Source organism: Bradyrhizobium sp. SSBR45G (genome assembly GCF_030159255.1).
Classification (GTDB): Bacteria; Pseudomonadota; Alphaproteobacteria; order Rhizobiales; family Xanthobacteraceae; genus Bradyrhizobium.
In genome coordinates this window covers 45,159-60,987 of sequence record NZ_BSCT01000022.1, presented here as the reverse complement: position 1 = coordinate 60,987, position 15,829 = coordinate 45,159, and the positions used below count along the sequence as shown (strand labels likewise).

Here is a 15,829-nt window from a genome sequence, read left to right as displayed (position 1 = left end):
TAACGGATCCTATACGAGTGTCGGCGTAGTGTCAATCGGCGTCGGACATGTTATGTTTGATCGAGATCAGACAGGAGAGCGAGATGACGACCTACGGAGGCAGCCACACTCAATTCGACGCCAGCCAGTTCGGGGCCGGCGCCGCGACGGTTTCGGTCGCGATCGCCGGAGCGCTGATCCAGGGCGCCCGCAACGCGGCGGCGGCGAACGCGGCGAGGTGGGACCACTGGACCCGGGAGCAGCTGGAGTGCGCTCTCGACCTGAGCGAGGCCCTGCGGCGTGGTCAGGTCGATCGCGCCGAGGACCTGGAGCGTGACAACGCTAGGCTCCGCCGCGTCCTCGAGAGACTCACCGTACGCCCGGCGCGCTCGCGATGACGGGCTGCGGTTCGAGCGTCGGCCCCCACGACGGCACGATCGCCAGCGACTCCCACGGCTCGGCTTCGAGCCTCTGCACGGCGCGCAGTCCATCGATGTGCGCCGTGCCCGCGATGTGCGCGGAAATGGCATTAATTTGAGCCTTCGCGATCAGCACGCACTCGTCGCTCGTCAGCCCTTGGAGCCAGTTCGCGACGTCGCGCGAGACCCTCGGCGGCGTCGGCACCGGCAGGCGGCGGTCGTCGATGATGCAGTCCATCGACCAATTGCTGACGACCTTGGCCATCGCCTCGGCGGCCCGCGGGATCGCCTCGCCCTGAGCGGCGCGGGTCTTCGCCTTGAGCTCCGCGACGAGGGGACTGTCGCCGGCCGGCGGCGGACCCAGCGGGCCTCCGAACATGCTCGACAACAGATCGACGGGGAGCATGACGACGTCCCTGATGACGGCGAACGCGCCGCGTAGCGCGGCGCCGATGGCGGCGAGAATTGACCTCATGACTGCGCCTCCTACGGTTGGGCGAGGCGATGATGGACCCGCCGGCTGCAAATCCAAAGCGCAAACCCGATTTGACCAATTCAGGATCATCGGACAGCATGCGTCGGACATGATACGGCACATCGCCATAACGGAGACGACATGACGGAGAAGCTGAAGACGCTAGCGAAGCGCATCGAGCACGTCGGCCGAGCGCTGTACGGGAGATTCTGGACGGTCAAGATGGCCGCCGGGCTCGGTATCAGCCGGTCGCAGCTGTTCGAATACAGGCGGCCTTACGGCGGCAAGACCGATCGGGCCCGGGACCTCGACTGCGAGCTCGTCGCGCTCATCGAGCGCGAGCAGGCACTCTCGCAGGAGCGGGCCGCCGGCCTGACGGTGCTCCGGATTGAGATCGAGCGCACCGCCGGAATCGCACGCAAGCGGTCCAAGCGCGAACAGGAGGCCGAGCATGTCGCGTAGCTGGCCAAACACCGCCGTCTGGCAGCTGGTCGAGCAGCAGTTGAAGATGTCGTACGGCTCATGCTGGCGCCCAGGCGGCGAGCACTTGTTCGGCCTGCCGCCCGGCGCCCTGCGGGCCAACATCGACCGCTTCATGACGGAGCCGGAGATCCGGGCAGTCGAGGGGGTCATCAAGGCGCACCTGCTTCGGCGCGTCGAACAGACCAAGGAGCTCCTCGCCTTCGCGGAGCAGCGTGCCGCCGATGTCGCGGACGAGTTCCTGACGCTCCGCAGCCACCTCGACGACGGCCCCGACGAGTTGACGCTGTTGCTGCAGCTGGTCGACCTGAGCCCGGCCTATTCCGAAGAGGACCGGGAGGCGACGAAGGCCCACCTAATCGAGCAGGCCAATGCAGCTTGATTTCGACGACGTCGAGAGAGCCAAGCTCGAGCGGCAAGCGGCCGAGGGCTCGGCTTACGCCCGGCTGCTCCTGAGCGACGGCTGGCGCCCGCTGTCGGAATACAAATACGACCGCAAATATGTCTACACCGCCGCCGTGAACTACTATCAGGACACCGTCCTAATCCCGGCGCGAGGCGGAAGCTGCTGGTGGACGCCGTTCGATAAGGAAAACCCGATCGTTGGATTGACCGTCACGCACTGGATGCCGCTTCCGGATGGCGTCGACGCGTACAATCCTATCCCGCATCTCGAGGAGATCAGCGGCAAGAAGCTGCCGGATCCACTCCTGCGCCGTCCGGAGCCAGTCTACGGGCCGCCGGCGCCGCCGACACTCAGGCTGACGCCGGGGCCCCGCGATCTCCTGATCGCGCTGCGCGACGGCTCCAGGCTGACCGAGCGCGGAAGGGACTGGTCATCGTTCACGCTCACGAAGCCATGCACCGCGCCGGCGAAGATCACGGCCAGGCCGATCGACCCGTTGCGCCGAGCCGGCTTCATCGCGCGCAACGGGTCCCTGCCGCCGCGGACAGACCGCTGGTTCCAGTTCGAATGGCGTATCACGGAGCACGGCCACGCCTGGCTCGCGGCCAACATTACAAAAACGTAAGAATTCCAAATTTCCCGTTGCAGATCGAGGGATGTAACGGGGGGTGTCGCCAAAAGCACCGTCACCTGTGATGCGTCACCGGTGACGCTACTAATCAGGCACGCTATTTTAATGGGCAAAGATACCGTGTGTTACCGTCCGATAGCATGCTCCACGAACAGCCTCATGGGAAGCTATCAGCAGTTAGCTTCCCATGAGTCGCCTATCGATATGATCTTCGAACGCGCCGCCGCCTTCACGCGGGCGGTCCCCAACGGGCGCGCACCCCCTCCAGAGACAGCCGACGGCTGGTCGCCGGCGCGCTCCCGCATCGATCCCAATGATGGCAGATTGATCCGATAACGCGGCGGCCAAGATCGCGCCGGCGAGCGGAACGACGTCGAGGATCTCGCCGTCCTGGGCGATCCTCCGGCGCATCCGTGCGGTCCCGGCGTGTGCGGCTTCGTAGTCCCGGAAGATGGTCGCGCGGGCGGCCGCGACGTTCCAGACCGCCTCGGTCTCATAGAAGACGGTCTGCCGGCCGGGCCGCTCCAGGCGGATCACCCAGGCGTCCCACTGCTGGAGCATGATCACCTTCACGACCGTGCCGCCTTCAGCTGGAGCTCGGAGATCTCGATCTCGAACATCCGGACGACGCCGTAGACGGCCAACGGCATCCCGCCGTCGTCGTACCTGGCGACGATCATCATGCGCTCAGACCGCAGCATGGCGATGCGCCCTCCGGACGTCCGCGCGACCGCCGGCGGCGCCGGCCGCAGCACGACGAAGTCGTTCTCCTCGTCGAGCCAGGGCTGCTCGCCGGGCATCAGACGGCCCCGACGTGCACGGGAAGGCCGCCCTCCCGCAGCGCCTGCTCCGGGGACAAGGTACGCGCCGGCAGGCGGTCGACGATCTCGACGGGAACTATGCCGCCGAGGCCACTGGCGGGCTGTCCGTTCGCGACGGATTCCGCCGGCTGGCGTTCGATGTCACGATGCAGCGCCGCCAGGCGCCTCAGAGCCCGCAGCGACCAGTCGGGCCAGCGCTCCGCCGCGGCGTGCTCCCTGTACTGCCTCAGCACCATTGAAACGATCTTCGGGTCCGGGGAGGTGACGCGCGTGTCAGTTCTCCGCGACCGTGTAGGAGAGCATCCTGGCGCTGGCGTAGGTCCGCTCGCAGACCGTTCGGTTGCCCCGCGGCCCGCAGCTGTTGCCTGAGATCAGCGTGACGGAGTCCGCGTTGTAGGAGGTCACGATGCCGACGTGCCCGCCTCCGCGTCGCTCCATGGTTGCTATGGCGCCGACCTGGGGGCCCGCGACGCGGCGCCCGTAGTGGCGAAGGACATCGCCGCACTGGATCCGGAGCCGACCAGGCCGGCCTTCCGGAGCACGCGGTTGATCCAGTCGGCGCACCACAGCGACCTGGGAATCCCAAGCTGGCGGGCCGTCCCGCCGAGGTCATGGCGGCCGATCGACACCAAGGATGACGCCCCGCCCCCTGTGAGCCGCTGCCAGAACGATGACTCCGGCGCCGGCCGCGCGGCCGGCCGTGCCGGTGAACGTGATGATGCTTATGGGCGTGGCGGTGATGACACCGCGAAGGCAGCGATAGCAATCACCGCGGCGGCGATTGCGATAACTCGAGGTAGACCTTCGTCCGATTTCACGAAACCGGCGTAAGCCAGGACAGCACGCCGGTGACGGCGGCGCGCGGCCTTCACTCGGGGCGGGCCTCGTCGATCCGCAAGCTTTAGCGCGATCTCAGCCTGGCGTCGGTCGACCCGAACACGAAGTTTGTGCCGAGCCAGGCGGTCGAGCGGCAGCGGCCCTGGATGGTCACCGCCGGACACCTCGTCGTCGGAGCCATGATCACCGGCGGCGCAGCCACGGCGTGGGAGGCGGCCGGCCCTTTCAGTCATGGCGTCGGCCGGGCAGCACCCGCCGTTTCGAACCGGGAACGAGCGGCCATCAGCTGATAGTCTGTTAGCTAGACTTAAACCGGGAAAACTCGCGCACATCCTCGCTAGGGTCCTCCTTTGATGTATATTTCTTTCAGGAGGTATCTATGGCCGGTGAACAACTCCATCCTTGCAGTGAGCTGGTTTCGGCAATCGTGCACGCGTTTGAAAGCGTTGCCTTGGGATTTCCGCCTGATTGCTCGCCAGCCGTCATGAATTGCCTCATCGAGGCAGGCTTGATCAGACCTACGGTGCGTGTTGTGGATCGAGATTCTCAGGGCATAATTGTGCGGCGTGGCTTCGCAGTGCCGGAATCGCTTGTCGCTCGCGTGCGAGAGCAGATCGAGGCATCGGCCTCACCTATGAGGTCGTAGACCACGCTGGCTTTGGGCCCCTCAAATCCCTACTCTGATTCCGTCTGTGCGGTGGAGGCCGAAGTGCTGAAACGTCGCCTCGCCTATTGTTGCCAGCAAGGCCTCGACCCGAAATTGAGCCCAAGGAGCATCTAGCGATGGACGATCTGGAGACGACGAGCCTAGCTTGAGGACAGACTGGCTTGGGCCGTCAACATATGCCGGTCTCGAGGTCGTAGTCCGCCGTGCCGCCCCTATCGCGTGACGGCGTCGCGCAACGCTGCTCTACATGACGCCGGAGATCATCGAGGCGGTGAAGGAAGCCGCGTTCAAGAACGACTAGAAGGCCTGGCAGTTCGTCGAGCAGGCCATCATCAGAGCCTTGAAATCGCAGAAGGCCTGACAGGTTTCTGTCGAGGAGCCGACGCGGAAATATCAAAAGCTTTGGGTTTGTCGCACTCAAGAGTCTACGATCTGAGACGGCAGCGAAGAGCAAGGCTCGAGGCTTGGTCGAACGGTACCGGCTCCTTCGGCCGGGACACGGGCGCTGCGGCACGGAGTAAGCGAAGAGGGTCAGACGAACGGGCCTAGCTTCTACGCCGGTAGGACCAGGACGAGTCATTTTCCTCCATCATCTCCGCATCGGTGAACGTCAACAAGGTCAAGATCTCGTCGTTTGGCAGGGGGAACGTGTGCTCGAACAGCTGATGACGCTCGGCGCCGCGGCGGTCGAACCAGGCATCGGCATCGATCTTCCGCGGATGCGTCTGCTCGACCTTAGAGCCGTAGAGGGTCTCGAAGGCGTAGCTGTCCCTGTCGAGTTCGTCGCGCGGAAACCAGCGGTCGGGAACGCAGGGTGGCCGAAGAAACCACTTCCGTCCTTTCCGACCATGGCAGACCAGCATGGCGTGAAACTTGTTGCTTTGAACTAGGCGGATAGCGGTCGCGGTACGGCTCGCCTTAAAGGCGGTGGAGATCTCGCCGACAGTCTTTAGGTTCAGCGCCTTGTATTGGGCGATGACCGGCCGAAGGATGTAGGCGGGCAGCAGAAGCTCTGACGCGAACTGGTCGGCCACGGATTCCGGATTGGTCGCTCCCCTTGCGCCGAAGCTTCCGATGTCCTTTGACCTGCAGACGAGAAGTTGTCCGCGATGGTAGGTCCAGTGTCCGATTTCATGCGCCAACGAGAAGCGCTGCCGCTGCGGAATCCTTGTGTCGTCAACTGATATGATCGCCTTGTCGCCGCACCCGCAGATCCGCGCCTCGCATGATTTGAGCGACCGATACTTCACCTTCGCGCCCACGCTCCATGCGACTGCCTCCAGGTCGATCTCCTCGGGCTTTCCTATCCCCAACGACCGCAACAACCGTTCGGGTGCCGAGTAGCTCATCAGGCCTCTCCTTCACCCTCCCCAGGAATGGCCCCCAATTCCATGAAATCGGCCAAAATTCCTTCTGCATCGTCGTCGAGCGATCCGGTTTCGTTACGGGCCGCCATCGTCAACTTGTTGGCCGCCTCTCGGTTTCGCGCGAGTATGCTCCGAAGACCGGCCTGAGACGCGCCGCGCACGGGCCGCATCGGCGGTTTTCTCGAATCCATCTCCATGTCGCGCCGGATGGCCGCCATGCGCCGCCTTCCGATGACGAGCTGGGCCCGATCGAGCGCTGCGAGTCCGGCTCGGCCGACCTCCTCCAAGTCGACGCCGTCCTCGATCGCCTCCTTTAGGAGCTCCTCATCCGAAATCGAGGACAGATCGTGCAGTACGAAGTCGTCCATCCGTTCGAGCCGATCCCTCGCCTTCTTGTCATCGGACATGGGGATTCCTTTCAGCATAGTCGTTTAGGCGGCGGCGCACGAAACGCCTTTTGGAATCGAAGTCCTTCTGCGAGAGCTCCAGCAGTTGACGGAGTTCCTGGCCTTCGACCCCGTCGATGATCCCGTCAAACATCATCTCGGCCATCGCGTCTCCGTCGAAAGCAGCGACGACCTCGGCCAGGATCTTCTGGGCGTCCATGGTCGAAGCCGCGGGATCGGCCGACTTTGTCAGGTCGGTCAGTCCGGAAGCCGTGCGCTGCTGCGCCTCCAACTCTTCGGAAAGATGCACGTGGCCTTCGAACCCGTAGGCCTCGGAGGCGATGCTGCGGATCACGTTTCCTAGAAAGGTCGTCACGGCGACATTTCTGGGGCACTTCCGGCGGCCGTCAAGGCTTCGGACCAGGGCTTCGTTCTGAAGCTCGCGCCATTCGAGACGGCACCGCTTGGAAAAGTGGATCGCCGCCTTCCTGACCCGCAGCCAGTCCAGCGGTGTGAACGCGGAGATCAGCGTCAGGAGTTCGTCGGGCGAGTAAGCCCCGCCGTCCGGCCCTCCTTCGGCTGATTCCTCCATTAGTGCGTTCGGCATCTTTCCCTTGGAACTTTGTCATCTCTGGCTTAGGCGCGGCCCTCCCCCCGGCGCGGACAAGAAAAATCAATGTCCGCGTGGGCCGCGAGGGTGCGCCTAAACGCATGATGACACAGTTCTCGCCACCTACAACCCAAAGAGGTCCAATGACCGCCAAGATCACGTTTTTCCCGCTCGGCAACGCCGACACCACCCGGATCGACTTGGCCAACGGCCAGACGGTCCTGATCGACTACGCCAACATGCGCTGCGCCGACGACAATTCCGACCGTCGGTGCGATCTGCCGGTGCTACTCCGGCGGGCGCTCGACGACACGTACCGAGACGACTACGACGTTGTCTGCTTCTCCCATCTCGACACCGACCACGTGAAGGGCGCCGCGGATTTCTTCTGGTTTCGCCATGCCTCGAAATACCAGGGCGGCGGCCGCATCAAGATGAACGAAATGTGGGTGCCGGCCGCGGTGATCACCGAGGAGGGGCTCGACGGTGACGCCCGCGTCATCCGGCAGGAAGCGCGCTATCGGCTGGAGAAGGGCGAGGGCATCAAGGTCTTTTCGCGGCCTGCCCGCCTCCACGACTTCCTGGCCTCGCGCGGCCTGACGGTGGCCGACCGGGCCCATTGCATCGTGGACGCAGGCCAAACCGTGCCGGGGTTCAGCAAGAACGGCGCCTCCCGGGCCGAGTTCTTCGTCCATTCGCCGTTCGCCTGGCGCGTTAATGACCGCGAGGTCGAGGACCGCAACCAGGATTCCATCGTCTTCCAGGTCACGTTCGATGAGGGCGGCAACGAGACCTACGCCATCTTCGGATCCGACGTCGACTACGACACCCTCTCCAAGATCGTGCTGACGACGAAGCGTCACGGACGGGAGGACCGGCTGCTCTGGGACGTGCTGAAGCTCTTCCACCACTGCTCCTACCTGTCCCTCGGCCCGGAACGCGGCACCGACGAGACCGTCGCGGTGCCGGACGTGAAGTGGCTGTTCGAGGACCGAAGCCGCGACGGATGTATCATCGTGTCCCCGAGTTGGCCGATCCCGGCCAAGGGCACCACCGAGGACACGGACGTCCAGCCGCCACACCGCCAGGCCGCCAACCACCACCGGCGCGTCGTCGACGACAAGGCCGGCGACTTCAAGGTCACGATGGAGTCGCCGAACGCGACCTCGCCCAAGCCGCTCGAAGTCGAGATCACCAGCCGCGGCACCCGCCTCAGCGTCGTGGCGCCGACCGTGATCGGCACCATCACGTCGACCCCGGCCCGGGCGGGCTGACCATGCTGCACCCGTGGCTCGATCTGTGGGGCGAGGAGTGCGATCCGCTCGATCTGCGGATCCCGCTCGCCTCGCAGCTGATCCGCCTCCTGTCGACCGACGGTGCCGGCGTCGCCGAGATCCGCGGAGCCCGCCGGTCCGGACAGGCCGAAGTGCTTGTGCTCGACGTCCGGACGGGCCGCCCGCAACGGCCCGCGTACCCGCTTGACCGGACCGAACCGGTCGCGATCCTGTTTCCGCATGAAAGCGCACCGCCGATCGTGCTGGCGCTGCGGGCCGGTTTCCCGGACACGCCCCATCAGAACTGGGTGCCAGAGCATATCCCCGCCTGCTTGTGCGTCGACGACCGGCCGTGGGTGGAGGCGAGGCTGACCTACACCGCGGGAGGCCTGCTGTACCGCATCCTGAATTGGTTCAAGCTAGCCGGGATGGGAGAACTCCACGAAGCTGGCCGGGCGCCGGACCCCTACTTCACCGGCGCGACCTTCGAGATCATCCTGCCCGCGTTTGCGGCCGACGACACCGATCTCGTCGGCTTCATTCAGTCGGGCAAGCGGCATCCCGTGATCATCGCGGAGACGTACTCACCAGAGCGCCACGGGTCCGTCTCCGTCGGCGGGATCGTCATGACCTCCTACGCGATCCCGCCGCAGCAGATGCGGCGGCTGCGGCACGTGCCGACCACGCTGGAAGGATTAGCGGCCGAACTGCGCGGACACGGCATCGACCTCGTCGCGGATCTCGGCGCCAGGATCGACGGATGGGCCGGCGTCCAGCGGCGCGACGCCTTCCGCCTCGCGTCGAGACTGGCCGTCGTGCTGAAGGTGCCGGTGATCGACCCGGCGTCAGGAGAAACGACACGCACGGACAATCTGGCCTTCGTGACGGACCAGTCTCTCGGCGAGGTCGGCGTGGCGATGGGCCGCCTGCTCGAGAACCGCTCGGACGTGGGAGACCGGCAAGGATTCGTCCGACAGATCGTGCCGGCCGTCACGGGCGCCCACGGTCTTGCGACGATCTTGCTCCACACCGCGATCGCGCACGGGAAATTTGACGCGCGCACGGCGGCGACGATGTCCGGCCTCGGTGCCCCCGACCACCGCAAGGCCCTGATGGTCGGAGCCGGATCCATCGGATCGAACCTCTCCGAGGCGCTCGTTCGCGAAGGGCGCTTCTCCTGGACCGTCGTCGACAAGGACTACCTGCTGCCGCACAACCTGGCGCGGCACACGCTGACGCTTCAGTCGTCCGGCGCCTTCAAGGCGGACCACCTCGCAGCGAGGATCGGCACGCTGCGGTCCGGCATCGCGTGTAAGGCGATCGTCGCCGACCTCCTCGAACCGCACGACGCCGACTTGACCGACGCGCTCGCCGCCGCAGACGTCATCATCGACACCTCGGCCTCCGTTCCGGTCGCGCGCGCGATCTCGGATCTGGAGACGGACGCGCGCCGCGCCAGCGCGTTCTTTAATCCGGCCGGCACTGCCGCCGTGCTGCTGATCCAGGACCGCGCCGGCGACGTCGACCTGCGGGCGCTTGAAGCCGCGTACTACGCGGAGATCCTGGCGAGGGACGAACTCGCCAACCACCTTTCCCAGTCGGCTGACGCGATACCCTACGCTGGCGCCTGCCGCTCGGTGACGAACCGCATTCCCGCGGCAAGGGCGATCACCCTTAGTGGGCTGGCGGCCACGGGCCTGTCGAAGGCCATCGACCGGGACGAAGCGGTCGTCCAGATCTGGTCGCTCGCCGAGGACGGCGCCGTCGGTGTCGTCACCAGACGCGTGGAGCCGCCGCTCCGCCACGCGTCGCTCTGGCAGATCGTGCTCGATCCGGAGGTGGAGCGACGGCTTCGGAGCATGCGTGCGGAAAGACTTCCCGTCGAGACCGGCGGCGTGCTGATGGGTGTGGTCGACATCGCCGCGAAACGCATTGACGTCGTTGACGCCTGGGACCAACCGCCGGACAGCCGCGGATCGCTCGCCCTCTTCGAGAGGGGAACGGGCGGTCTCGGGCGGCGCGTCTTCGCCGCGATGGAGCGGACGCTCGACCAGATCAGGTACGTCGGCGAATGGCACTCGCACCCGCGCCATCAATCCACCGACCCCAGCGCGCTCGACGTCGCGCAGATCGCCTGGCTGACCGACAGCCTCGCGTCTGACGGATGTCCCGCTCTGATGATCATCGTCGGCGACGAGGGCATCCGCGTCTGCATGGGCACGACGCTGGAATCCCTCAAGGCGGACATGTCGCGATAGCGCCAGCGGCGGTCAGCGCGGCCATGTCCGCTTGGCGCCGTAGCGCTGGCGGAGCGTGTCGCCGTTGGCATCAAGGATGCCGCTCTTCTTGGAGAACAGGCCTTCGACGCGCGACGATTCCTTGGTCGACCGCCCGATGAGGTTGATCACTTCGTAGCCGCCAGTGTGGTCCCCCGTCGAGCGCACGATGACGTCGCCGGTCTTCGTGGTCTTCAGGTGGATTCCCTGTTCGTGCAGCAGGTCGCGGATCTCCTGGCGGGGATGGTCGTACATGTTGTCGTAGTCCGAAGAGCAGATCGCCACGTCCGGTTCGATGTGGTTGAGGAATTTCTTGGTGGTGAAACCGTTGTCGGCGCCGTGATGCGCGAGGATCATCACGTCGACCTCGCTCCTCAGCACGCGCTGGCGCCGGAGTCTGGCGCCGATGATCGGCGACATGACGTCGCCGAGGCTGAGGACGTTGAAGCTACCTTTGCGGAAGAGCTTGACCGTAGAGTTGTCGTTCGCATTCTCGAAGATCTGCACCGGGTTGTAGAGCGTGTCCCGGAACGCCTTCGCCGAGGCCGGCTCAAGGCCCCGGATGTACTGCGGCGTGATGTGCCTTATGATCGGCGTCGCGCCGGTGTTGCGTCGCCTCGACCGGTATTCGGCGATCATCTCCAGGCATTCTTCGCCATGGCCGGAGTCCTTGTACGGATCGTAGCCGGGACACTCAATCTTCATCGGCCGTATCAGGTTCAGCAGGTCAAGAAGTTCGTGCTTGTTGCAGTGATCGGCGTCCCAACTGGTGATGTGCAGGACGTCGGCGTGGTCGACGCCGCACCTCACTGTCATCTCATGCTCGACCTGCGCGCGGCTCTCCTCCGTCAGGCGGGCCTCGATCATCGTGAAATGCCCATCGGCGAAGTAGGAGAACGACGATCCCGCGGATCCCAGGTGGTAGGCGCGGAAGCGCGTGCGGATGCTTCTCATGAATGGTGGTCCTCCCAGAAGTGCGACGTCCGGAACCGCGAGGCGACGTAAGTGGTCAGCGTCGCATCGGCGACCTCGAATCCGTGCCGGGCGAGAGCATCAAATCCCGTAGGGGAGAGCGCCCTGAGGTCGGTGGGATACTGGAGCGCCGTGGCCGCCTGCTCGTCGGTCTGGAATCGGTCGTAGAAGCCGACCGGTCGACCGAGACCGTTCTTGACGTCCACCGCGCGCACCGAGTTGCCCATCCGCAGCAGCACGCCGTCGACGGTGCCGGACGCGATGTCCGCGATCAGCACCCGTGAGCGGAGCGCGCGTATCTGGTCGCCGGCGATGTCGAACAGGCGCGGGCTTGACAGCCTGCCGCCGAGCAGCGCCGCCAGCTGCGACCTACCCGGGGGCCGCAGCGGACCCGACGCATCGCTGCAGATCAGGAAGTCGCAATGGCGCAAACCCTTTCCCGGCTTGGTGACCGCTTCGAGGCCCATGTTGTCGTAAGCGCCGCCGTCCCACAGCCGCACCCGGTCCCGTGACGGGGCACGTGTGCGCACCTGCTTGCCTGTGGCAGGATCGGTCTCCCACCACCCTGCCGGTGGTAGCGGTAGATTGACCGCGCCGATGACGTATGGGACCGCGGCGGACGCTGCGGCGGCGACAGCCAGCGGCACCTCCGGCGCGTAGTGGCGGCCGAAATTCCAGTCGCCCATCTCCCGCTTGGCGAAACGCCAGTTCCTGCCCGTCTCGATGCAGGTGGCGTTGATGAGCCAGTGCGGTGCGTCAGGCAGGTCCGCGAGCATGCCTGAAATGCCCCAGTTCCGCTGCAGGAGCCGAGCAAGCACCGATGCGCGGTCGCGGATCAGATCGACGTTGAAGTCGAGAAGTCCGCGCCAGCCGATGGCGGCAAGACTGAATAGATCGCAGGACGTCATCCTGGCTCGGACGGCCGGGTAGACTTTGGTCAGGAACTCCGTTGAGGAAGGCCACGCCAACCCGGATTCCGCCAAGATGGCCGCGGTTACCAGGCTGCCGCCGGAGACCGTCGAGATGACCGACACCTGCTCCAGCAGCCCCTCTACCGCTAGGCGCTTCAACGCCCCAATATGGAATGTGGCGGCCCGGACGCCGCCGCCCGACAGGGCAAGGCCGATGCGCGGTGCGCCCCCGTTCTGAGGGTTCGATGTCGTCGCTTCTCCGGTCTCGGTTCCTTCCACGCGCTGCCCCCACCAGGCTTAGCCGGCGGAACCCCTTCCCGGTTCGCACGGTCGATACCCAGTTAGGCGCGGCAATCTGCCTATGCGGACATGACAGGCTGGACTCCTTTGTTCTTGTTATGTTCTAATCGGACATGACCGATTGCCCCGCCTCCTGGCGCATGCCAACCAGAGCCCATTTGGAGAAGATGGCCGCTGCCGTCGGCAGGAACGCGGCTCCAGCGCGCGGACTGGCTCCAGACGACAGCTTGCCTGAAGAATACTGGCAAGCGCTGCTGACGACCGCCGGCGCCGACGAGAGGCCGATAGGCTCCGCCGCCCAAGAGCGCCTGCTGCGGCTTCGGCAGGTGCGTGATCACGTGCTGCGCGTAGAGTGCCGACGCTGCGGCAGGACTCTGGAGATCCAGAAGGCTGACGCTGTCCGCCTTTACGGTCCGGAGACGACCTGGCAGGACCTCTCCCAGCGCCTGCTCAACGACACCTGCACGCAGCGGACCGGCCGCTACGAAGAAGACGGTTGCTGGCCGTCGTTCGACTGATCACCGGATGGCGCCCAAGCACCACCCGACGCCGCTCTCTGGGGGCGACCGCAAGGCTTTTGCCAAGGAGCTCGGCCGGGCGCGGGCGATGACGACCATCCTCGCCGAGCAAGCCGCCGAGGCCAGGGCCCAGGGCGAGGCCCTGATCCGGAAGGCGGACAGGCTGCTATGTGAGAGCTGGAATGAGCGGATGTGGGCGAACGGCGGCCCGGTGGACCCGTCGCCGGCGATCGACCAGGCGGTCAACGGTGGCTACCCCAGGCTGGAGATCGAGTGCTCGCGCTGCAAGGCCCGGCGGGACGTCGACTTGGCCGCCCTGCGCCGCCCGCCGACGACCTTCATCCACGACCTCGCCGGCCGGCTCAGGTGCAGCAGGTGCGCCAAGGCCAATCGCCGGCCGCAGGCGACCTTGCTACAGTTGGCGCAGCGCCCCCGCCAGGCCGCTCCGGAGACCTGACGATGTGCAACCTCTACTCGATGACCAAGAACGCCGACGCGATCCGGCGACTGTTCGGAGTGCAGCCCGGGAACGATCACACGGGCAACCTTCCTTCCATGCCGAGCATCTTCCCGGATTACCCGGCGCCGATTGTTCGCAACTCGGCCGTCGGGCTTGAGCTTGCGATGGCCAGGTGGGGCATGCCGTCCTCCGCCAAGGCGATCATGGACGCCACCAGGAGGCGGGCCGAGAAGCTCGAGGCCAAGGGCAAGGCGGTGGATTTCAAGGAGCTGCTGCGCCTGGAGCCGGACAGCGGGACGACCAACATCAGGAACGTCACCAGCGCCCACTGGAAGCGCTGGCTCGGTCCCGACCACCGCTGCCTGGTCCCGTTCACCTCGTTCTCCGAGTACGACACCATCGACGGCAAGAAGGTGCCGGTCTGGTTCGCACTCGACGAAAGCCGTCCGCTGGCGGCGTTCGCGGGACTCTGGGCGAACTGGACGTCCGTCCGCAAGGCCAAGGAGGGCGAGGTCACGATCGACGTCTACGGCTTCCTGACCTGCGAGCCGAACGCCGAGGTCGGCCGCGTCCACCCGAAAGCGATGCCGGCGATCCTGACGACGGCAGAGGAATACGACGTCTGGATGCGCGCGCCCTGGGACGAGGCCAAGGCGCTGCAGCGGCCGTTGCCGGATGGGGTGCTACGGATCGTGGCGACCGGTCCGAAAGAGGATGCGTCGCCGTCGGGCTAGCGGTCTTTGGGGAGCGCTAAACACGTGGGCAAACTCGAGCTCCACCGATTGCGAATCCCTGCTGGACGCTAACCGCCCGGAACAAGCCGGCGGGCGGAGGATTCGTCCGGATGAAGTGATGGTGTCCACAAGGGAGCTTGGACCGACTTAGGTGCCGGTGTAAGCGACAGAGGTTGCGGCTTCTGAACAGGCTTAGACCTTGGCATGGGCACTGGCGTTGTAATGGCTGGCTCAACCGGAATCGTTGACGTTATCTCTCGAGGCACCGATTTCCGCAATCGGATCTCTATGCGCCGGCGCTGCGGATCATCACGTGGAGCCCCTTCAATTGACAACGTCTCGTCCGTGTTGACCAATTGGGCGCCCGATAGTGGTAAGAGCTTGTACGGCGCCAGCAGTTGGCTCTGTCGGAGCACGCTTACAACAGAAACCGCCCTCGCCAGCCCAAGGCCCGCGTTGTCGGCAGGAACCAACGTTGAAATGTTTGAGGTGCCTTTGAGGACCGAAGGGAGATCGCGGTCCAAATTCGTTGGCCGAACGCCAAGTGGCTGTTCGTCGGTGTGGCCAACGACTTCAATAACATCCACGTCATACTTTTTAATGTATGCCAATATCTCCTCAGGCGTTTTGCTGGTAAGCGCATCCAGCAGCTTCTGTGAAAGCTCCGCGCTGCCGCTCTTGAATGAATAACCCGCTGCGTCACTCAGCGTAATGATCGGCGGCCACTGGTGGCCACTCGGCCCTGCTCCGGGGATCTCGGCCGATCGACGTTCGAGTTTCTCCAGAATCGCAGTCGTCGAGGGTGGAGGCTCACCTGGCTTTGACATAGCCCGATTAATTGCGTTGACTGTCTCGGCATTCTTGAGAGCCTTTTCGATATCTAAGCCGCTTGTTTTGAGCTTCTCCAGATCGGCGATACGGCTTCGAATCTCCTTGATCGATACCCCACTCCGCTCAAGATCGGCCATCGCCGTTTGACTGTCGACCAGCTCCCGCCAATACTTATCGATCTCTGCGGGATCGGTGAGGCCAGGAAGGTTCTTAAGCTTTTCCGCGACCGCTGTATTCTCCCGTAGCGAAGCCACAACGTCTCGATCACTCTGGCTCTGCGCGACTTGCCGCTGCAACTGCTGCTCGGCAGCTACGCGCTTGTCTTGTTCGCGCTTCAAGAAGGTGGCCATCGCGATGAGGAGACAGAATATCAACAGCAGCATGATTTCCGCCATCGTCAGTCCGAGCACAAGGCCCTGTCGATACGACGAGCGCTGCTGAATGATCTCTCCTTCGATAGCCATGCCTGTAACCT

The 15,829-nt window shown here is 64.9% G+C and carries 20 protein-coding genes; 9 read left to right on the top strand and 11 right to left on the bottom strand.

From position 1 onward, the window contains the following. Positions 1-83 precede the first annotated feature (83 nt). On the top strand, positions 84-377 hold the full coding sequence (locus tag QQL87_RS23375; protein WP_284421066.1) for a hypothetical protein: 294 nt from the start codon (positions 84-86) through the stop codon (positions 375-377). Here QQL87_RS23375 and QQL87_RS23370 read toward each other — a convergent pair. After that, positions 349-873: a hypothetical protein gene (locus QQL87_RS23370; RefSeq protein ID WP_284421067.1), complete on the bottom strand. Its 525-nt coding sequence runs from the start codon at positions 871-873 to the stop codon at positions 349-351. The two genes, QQL87_RS23375 and QQL87_RS23370, sit on opposite strands and share 29 nt — an antisense overlap. A gap of 141 nt (positions 874-1,014) precedes the next feature. Here QQL87_RS23370 and QQL87_RS23365 point away from each other — a divergent pair, with 141 nt between their 5' ends. The 3 genes from QQL87_RS23365 to QQL87_RS23355 are packed head-to-tail and all read left to right on the top strand — an operon-like array spanning position 1,015 to position 2,384. Beyond that, entirely contained in the window at positions 1,015-1,335 is a 321-nt protein-coding gene (locus QQL87_RS23365) for a hypothetical protein (RefSeq protein WP_284421068.1), read from the top strand. Continuing rightward, a complete protein-coding gene (locus tag QQL87_RS23360; protein ID WP_284421070.1) occupies positions 1,325-1,735 on the top strand; it encodes a hypothetical protein in 411 nt (136 codons plus the stop codon). The genes QQL87_RS23365 and QQL87_RS23360 overlap by 11 nt, the downstream gene beginning before the upstream one ends. Further along, positions 1,725-2,384: a hypothetical protein gene (locus QQL87_RS23355; RefSeq protein WP_284421071.1), complete on the top strand. Its 660-nt coding sequence runs from the start codon at positions 1,725-1,727 to the stop codon at positions 2,382-2,384. The genes QQL87_RS23360 and QQL87_RS23355 overlap by 11 nt, the downstream gene beginning before the upstream one ends. 183 nt (positions 2,385-2,567) lie before the next feature. Here the strand turns inward: QQL87_RS23355 and QQL87_RS23350 are convergent, their stop codons facing one another. The 7 genes from QQL87_RS23350 to QQL87_RS23320 all read right to left on the bottom strand — a co-directional run bounded on the left by QQL87_RS23350 (position 2,568) and on the right by QQL87_RS23320 (position 7,060). Next, complete coding sequence (locus QQL87_RS23350) at positions 2,568-2,963, bottom strand: hypothetical protein (protein WP_284421072.1); 396 nt, start codon at positions 2,961-2,963, stop codon at positions 2,568-2,570. Next, the gene (locus QQL87_RS23345; RefSeq protein ID WP_284421073.1) at positions 2,960-3,190 is read right to left on the bottom strand and encodes a hypothetical protein; all 231 of its coding nucleotides are present in this window, start codon (positions 3,188-3,190) and stop codon (positions 2,960-2,962) included. Before QQL87_RS23345 ends, QQL87_RS23350 begins: the two co-directional genes overlap by 4 nt. Next, complete coding sequence (locus tag QQL87_RS23340; protein WP_284421075.1) at positions 3,190-3,447, bottom strand: hypothetical protein; 258 nt, start codon at positions 3,445-3,447, stop codon at positions 3,190-3,192. Before QQL87_RS23340 ends, QQL87_RS23345 begins: the two co-directional genes overlap by 1 nt. A gap of 37 nt (positions 3,448-3,484) precedes the next feature. Beyond that, on the bottom strand, positions 3,485-3,649 hold the full coding sequence (locus QQL87_RS23335; protein ID WP_284421076.1) for a hypothetical protein: 165 nt from the start codon (positions 3,647-3,649) through the stop codon (positions 3,485-3,487). 1,611 nt (positions 3,650-5,260) lie between these two features. Then, positions 5,261-6,064, bottom strand: a complete 804-nt coding sequence (locus QQL87_RS23330; RefSeq protein ID WP_284421077.1) for an ImmA/IrrE family metallo-endopeptidase — start codon at positions 6,062-6,064, stop codon at positions 5,261-5,263. Beyond that, complete coding sequence (locus tag QQL87_RS23325; RefSeq protein WP_284421078.1) at positions 6,064-6,489, bottom strand: hypothetical protein; 426 nt, start codon at positions 6,487-6,489, stop codon at positions 6,064-6,066. Before QQL87_RS23325 ends, QQL87_RS23330 begins: the two co-directional genes overlap by 1 nt. After that, on the bottom strand, positions 6,479-7,060 hold the full coding sequence (locus QQL87_RS23320; RefSeq protein WP_284421079.1) for a hypothetical protein: 582 nt from the start codon (positions 7,058-7,060) through the stop codon (positions 6,479-6,481). The genes QQL87_RS23325 and QQL87_RS23320 overlap by 11 nt, the downstream gene beginning before the upstream one ends. A 119-nt stretch (positions 7,061-7,179) precedes the next feature. Here QQL87_RS23320 and mblB point away from each other — a divergent pair, with 119 nt between their 5' ends. Then, complete coding sequence (gene mblB, locus QQL87_RS23315) at positions 7,180-8,352, top strand: anti-phage 6A-MBL system MBL-fold protein (protein ID WP_284424125.1); 1,173 nt, start codon at positions 7,180-7,182, stop codon at positions 8,350-8,352. Positions 8,353-8,354: 2 nt separating this feature from the next. Then, positions 8,355-10,610: an anti-phage 6A-MBL system cap2_3 protein gene (cap2-3, locus tag QQL87_RS23310; RefSeq protein ID WP_284421083.1), complete on the top strand. Its 2,256-nt coding sequence runs from the start codon at positions 8,355-8,357 to the stop codon at positions 10,608-10,610. A 12-nt stretch (positions 10,611-10,622) separates the two neighbouring features. Here cap2-3 and QQL87_RS23305 read toward each other — a convergent pair whose 3' ends face one another. Continuing rightward, positions 10,623-11,582, bottom strand: a complete 960-nt coding sequence (locus tag QQL87_RS23305; protein WP_284421084.1) for a ComEC/Rec2 family competence protein — start codon at positions 11,580-11,582, stop codon at positions 10,623-10,625. Beyond that, the gene (locus tag QQL87_RS23300; RefSeq protein ID WP_284421085.1) at positions 11,579-12,790 is read right to left on the bottom strand and encodes a patatin-like phospholipase family protein; all 1,212 of its coding nucleotides are present in this window, start codon (positions 12,788-12,790) and stop codon (positions 11,579-11,581) included. Before QQL87_RS23300 ends, QQL87_RS23305 begins: the two co-directional genes overlap by 4 nt. A 134-nt stretch (positions 12,791-12,924) precedes the next feature. On the opposite strand from QQL87_RS23300, the gene QQL87_RS23295 reads away from it, so the two are divergent. From QQL87_RS23295 to QQL87_RS23285, 3 genes are read left to right on the top strand one after another with little or no spacing between them, the layout of a single operon-like run. Continuing rightward, on the top strand, positions 12,925-13,329 hold the full coding sequence (locus QQL87_RS23295) for a hypothetical protein (RefSeq protein WP_284421087.1): 405 nt from the start codon (positions 12,925-12,927) through the stop codon (positions 13,327-13,329). A gap of 7 nt (positions 13,330-13,336) precedes the next feature. Next, a complete protein-coding gene (locus QQL87_RS23290; RefSeq protein WP_284421088.1) occupies positions 13,337-13,786 on the top strand; it encodes a hypothetical protein in 450 nt (149 codons plus the stop codon). 2 nt (positions 13,787-13,788) lie between these two features. Further along, positions 13,789-14,523 carry an SOS response-associated peptidase gene (locus tag QQL87_RS23285; protein WP_284421090.1) on the top strand — a complete coding sequence of 245 codons (735 nt, stop codon included), beginning with the start codon at positions 13,789-13,791 and terminating at the stop codon, positions 14,521-14,523. Between the two features lie 68 nt (positions 14,524-14,591). Here the strand turns inward: QQL87_RS23285 and QQL87_RS23280 are convergent, their stop codons facing one another. Continuing rightward, positions 14,592-15,818, bottom strand: a complete 1,227-nt coding sequence (locus tag QQL87_RS23280; protein ID WP_284421091.1) for a hypothetical protein — start codon at positions 15,816-15,818, stop codon at positions 14,592-14,594. Positions 15,819-15,829: the final 11 nt, after the last annotated feature.

What these genes read in the sequence shown, in the direction of transcription:
- QQL87_RS23375 (WP_284421066.1), top strand. Translation starts at nt 84, where the DNA reads ATGACGACCTACGGAGGCAGCCACACTCAATTCGACGCCAGCCAGTTC.
- QQL87_RS23370 (WP_284421067.1), bottom strand. Translation starts at nt 873, where the DNA reads ATGAGGTCAATTCTCGCCGCCATCGGCGCCGCGCTACGCGGCGCGTTC.
- QQL87_RS23365 (WP_284421068.1), top strand. Translation starts at nt 1,015, where the DNA reads ATGACGGAGAAGCTGAAGACGCTAGCGAAGCGCATCGAGCACGTCGGC.
- QQL87_RS23360 (WP_284421070.1), top strand. Translation starts at nt 1,325, where the DNA reads ATGTCGCGTAGCTGGCCAAACACCGCCGTCTGGCAGCTGGTCGAGCAG.
- QQL87_RS23355 (WP_284421071.1), top strand. Translation starts at nt 1,725, where the DNA reads ATGCAGCTTGATTTCGACGACGTCGAGAGAGCCAAGCTCGAGCGGCAA.
- QQL87_RS23345 (WP_284421073.1), bottom strand. Translation starts at nt 3,190, where the DNA reads ATGCCCGGCGAGCAGCCCTGGCTCGACGAGGAGAACGACTTCGTCGTG.
- QQL87_RS23340 (WP_284421075.1), bottom strand. Translation starts at nt 3,447, where the DNA reads ATGGTGCTGAGGCAGTACAGGGAGCACGCCGCGGCGGAGCGCTGGCCC.
- QQL87_RS23335 (WP_284421076.1), bottom strand. Translation starts at nt 3,649, where the DNA reads ATGGAGCGACGCGGAGGCGGGCACGTCGGCATCGTGACCTCCTACAAC.
- QQL87_RS23330 (WP_284421077.1), bottom strand. Translation starts at nt 6,064, where the DNA reads ATGAGCTACTCGGCACCCGAACGGTTGTTGCGGTCGTTGGGGATAGGA.
- QQL87_RS23325 (WP_284421078.1), bottom strand. Translation starts at nt 6,489, where the DNA reads ATGTCCGATGACAAGAAGGCGAGGGATCGGCTCGAACGGATGGACGAC.
- QQL87_RS23320 (WP_284421079.1), bottom strand. Translation starts at nt 7,060, where the DNA reads ATGGAGGAATCAGCCGAAGGAGGGCCGGACGGCGGGGCTTACTCGCCC.
- mblB (WP_284424125.1), top strand. Translation starts at nt 7,180, where the DNA reads ATGATGACACAGTTCTCGCCACCTACAACCCAAAGAGGTCCAATGACC.
- cap2-3 (WP_284421083.1), top strand. Translation starts at nt 8,355, where the DNA reads ATGCTGCACCCGTGGCTCGATCTGTGGGGCGAGGAGTGCGATCCGCTC.
- QQL87_RS23305 (WP_284421084.1), bottom strand. Translation starts at nt 11,582, where the DNA reads ATGAGAAGCATCCGCACGCGCTTCCGCGCCTACCACCTGGGATCCGCG.
- QQL87_RS23295 (WP_284421087.1), top strand. Translation starts at nt 12,925, where the DNA reads ATGACCGATTGCCCCGCCTCCTGGCGCATGCCAACCAGAGCCCATTTG.
- QQL87_RS23290 (WP_284421088.1), top strand. Translation starts at nt 13,337, where the DNA reads ATGGCGCCCAAGCACCACCCGACGCCGCTCTCTGGGGGCGACCGCAAG.
- QQL87_RS23285 (WP_284421090.1), top strand. Translation starts at nt 13,789, where the DNA reads ATGTGCAACCTCTACTCGATGACCAAGAACGCCGACGCGATCCGGCGA.
- QQL87_RS23280 (WP_284421091.1), bottom strand. Translation starts at nt 15,818, where the DNA reads ATGGCTATCGAAGGAGAGATCATTCAGCAGCGCTCGTCGTATCGACAG.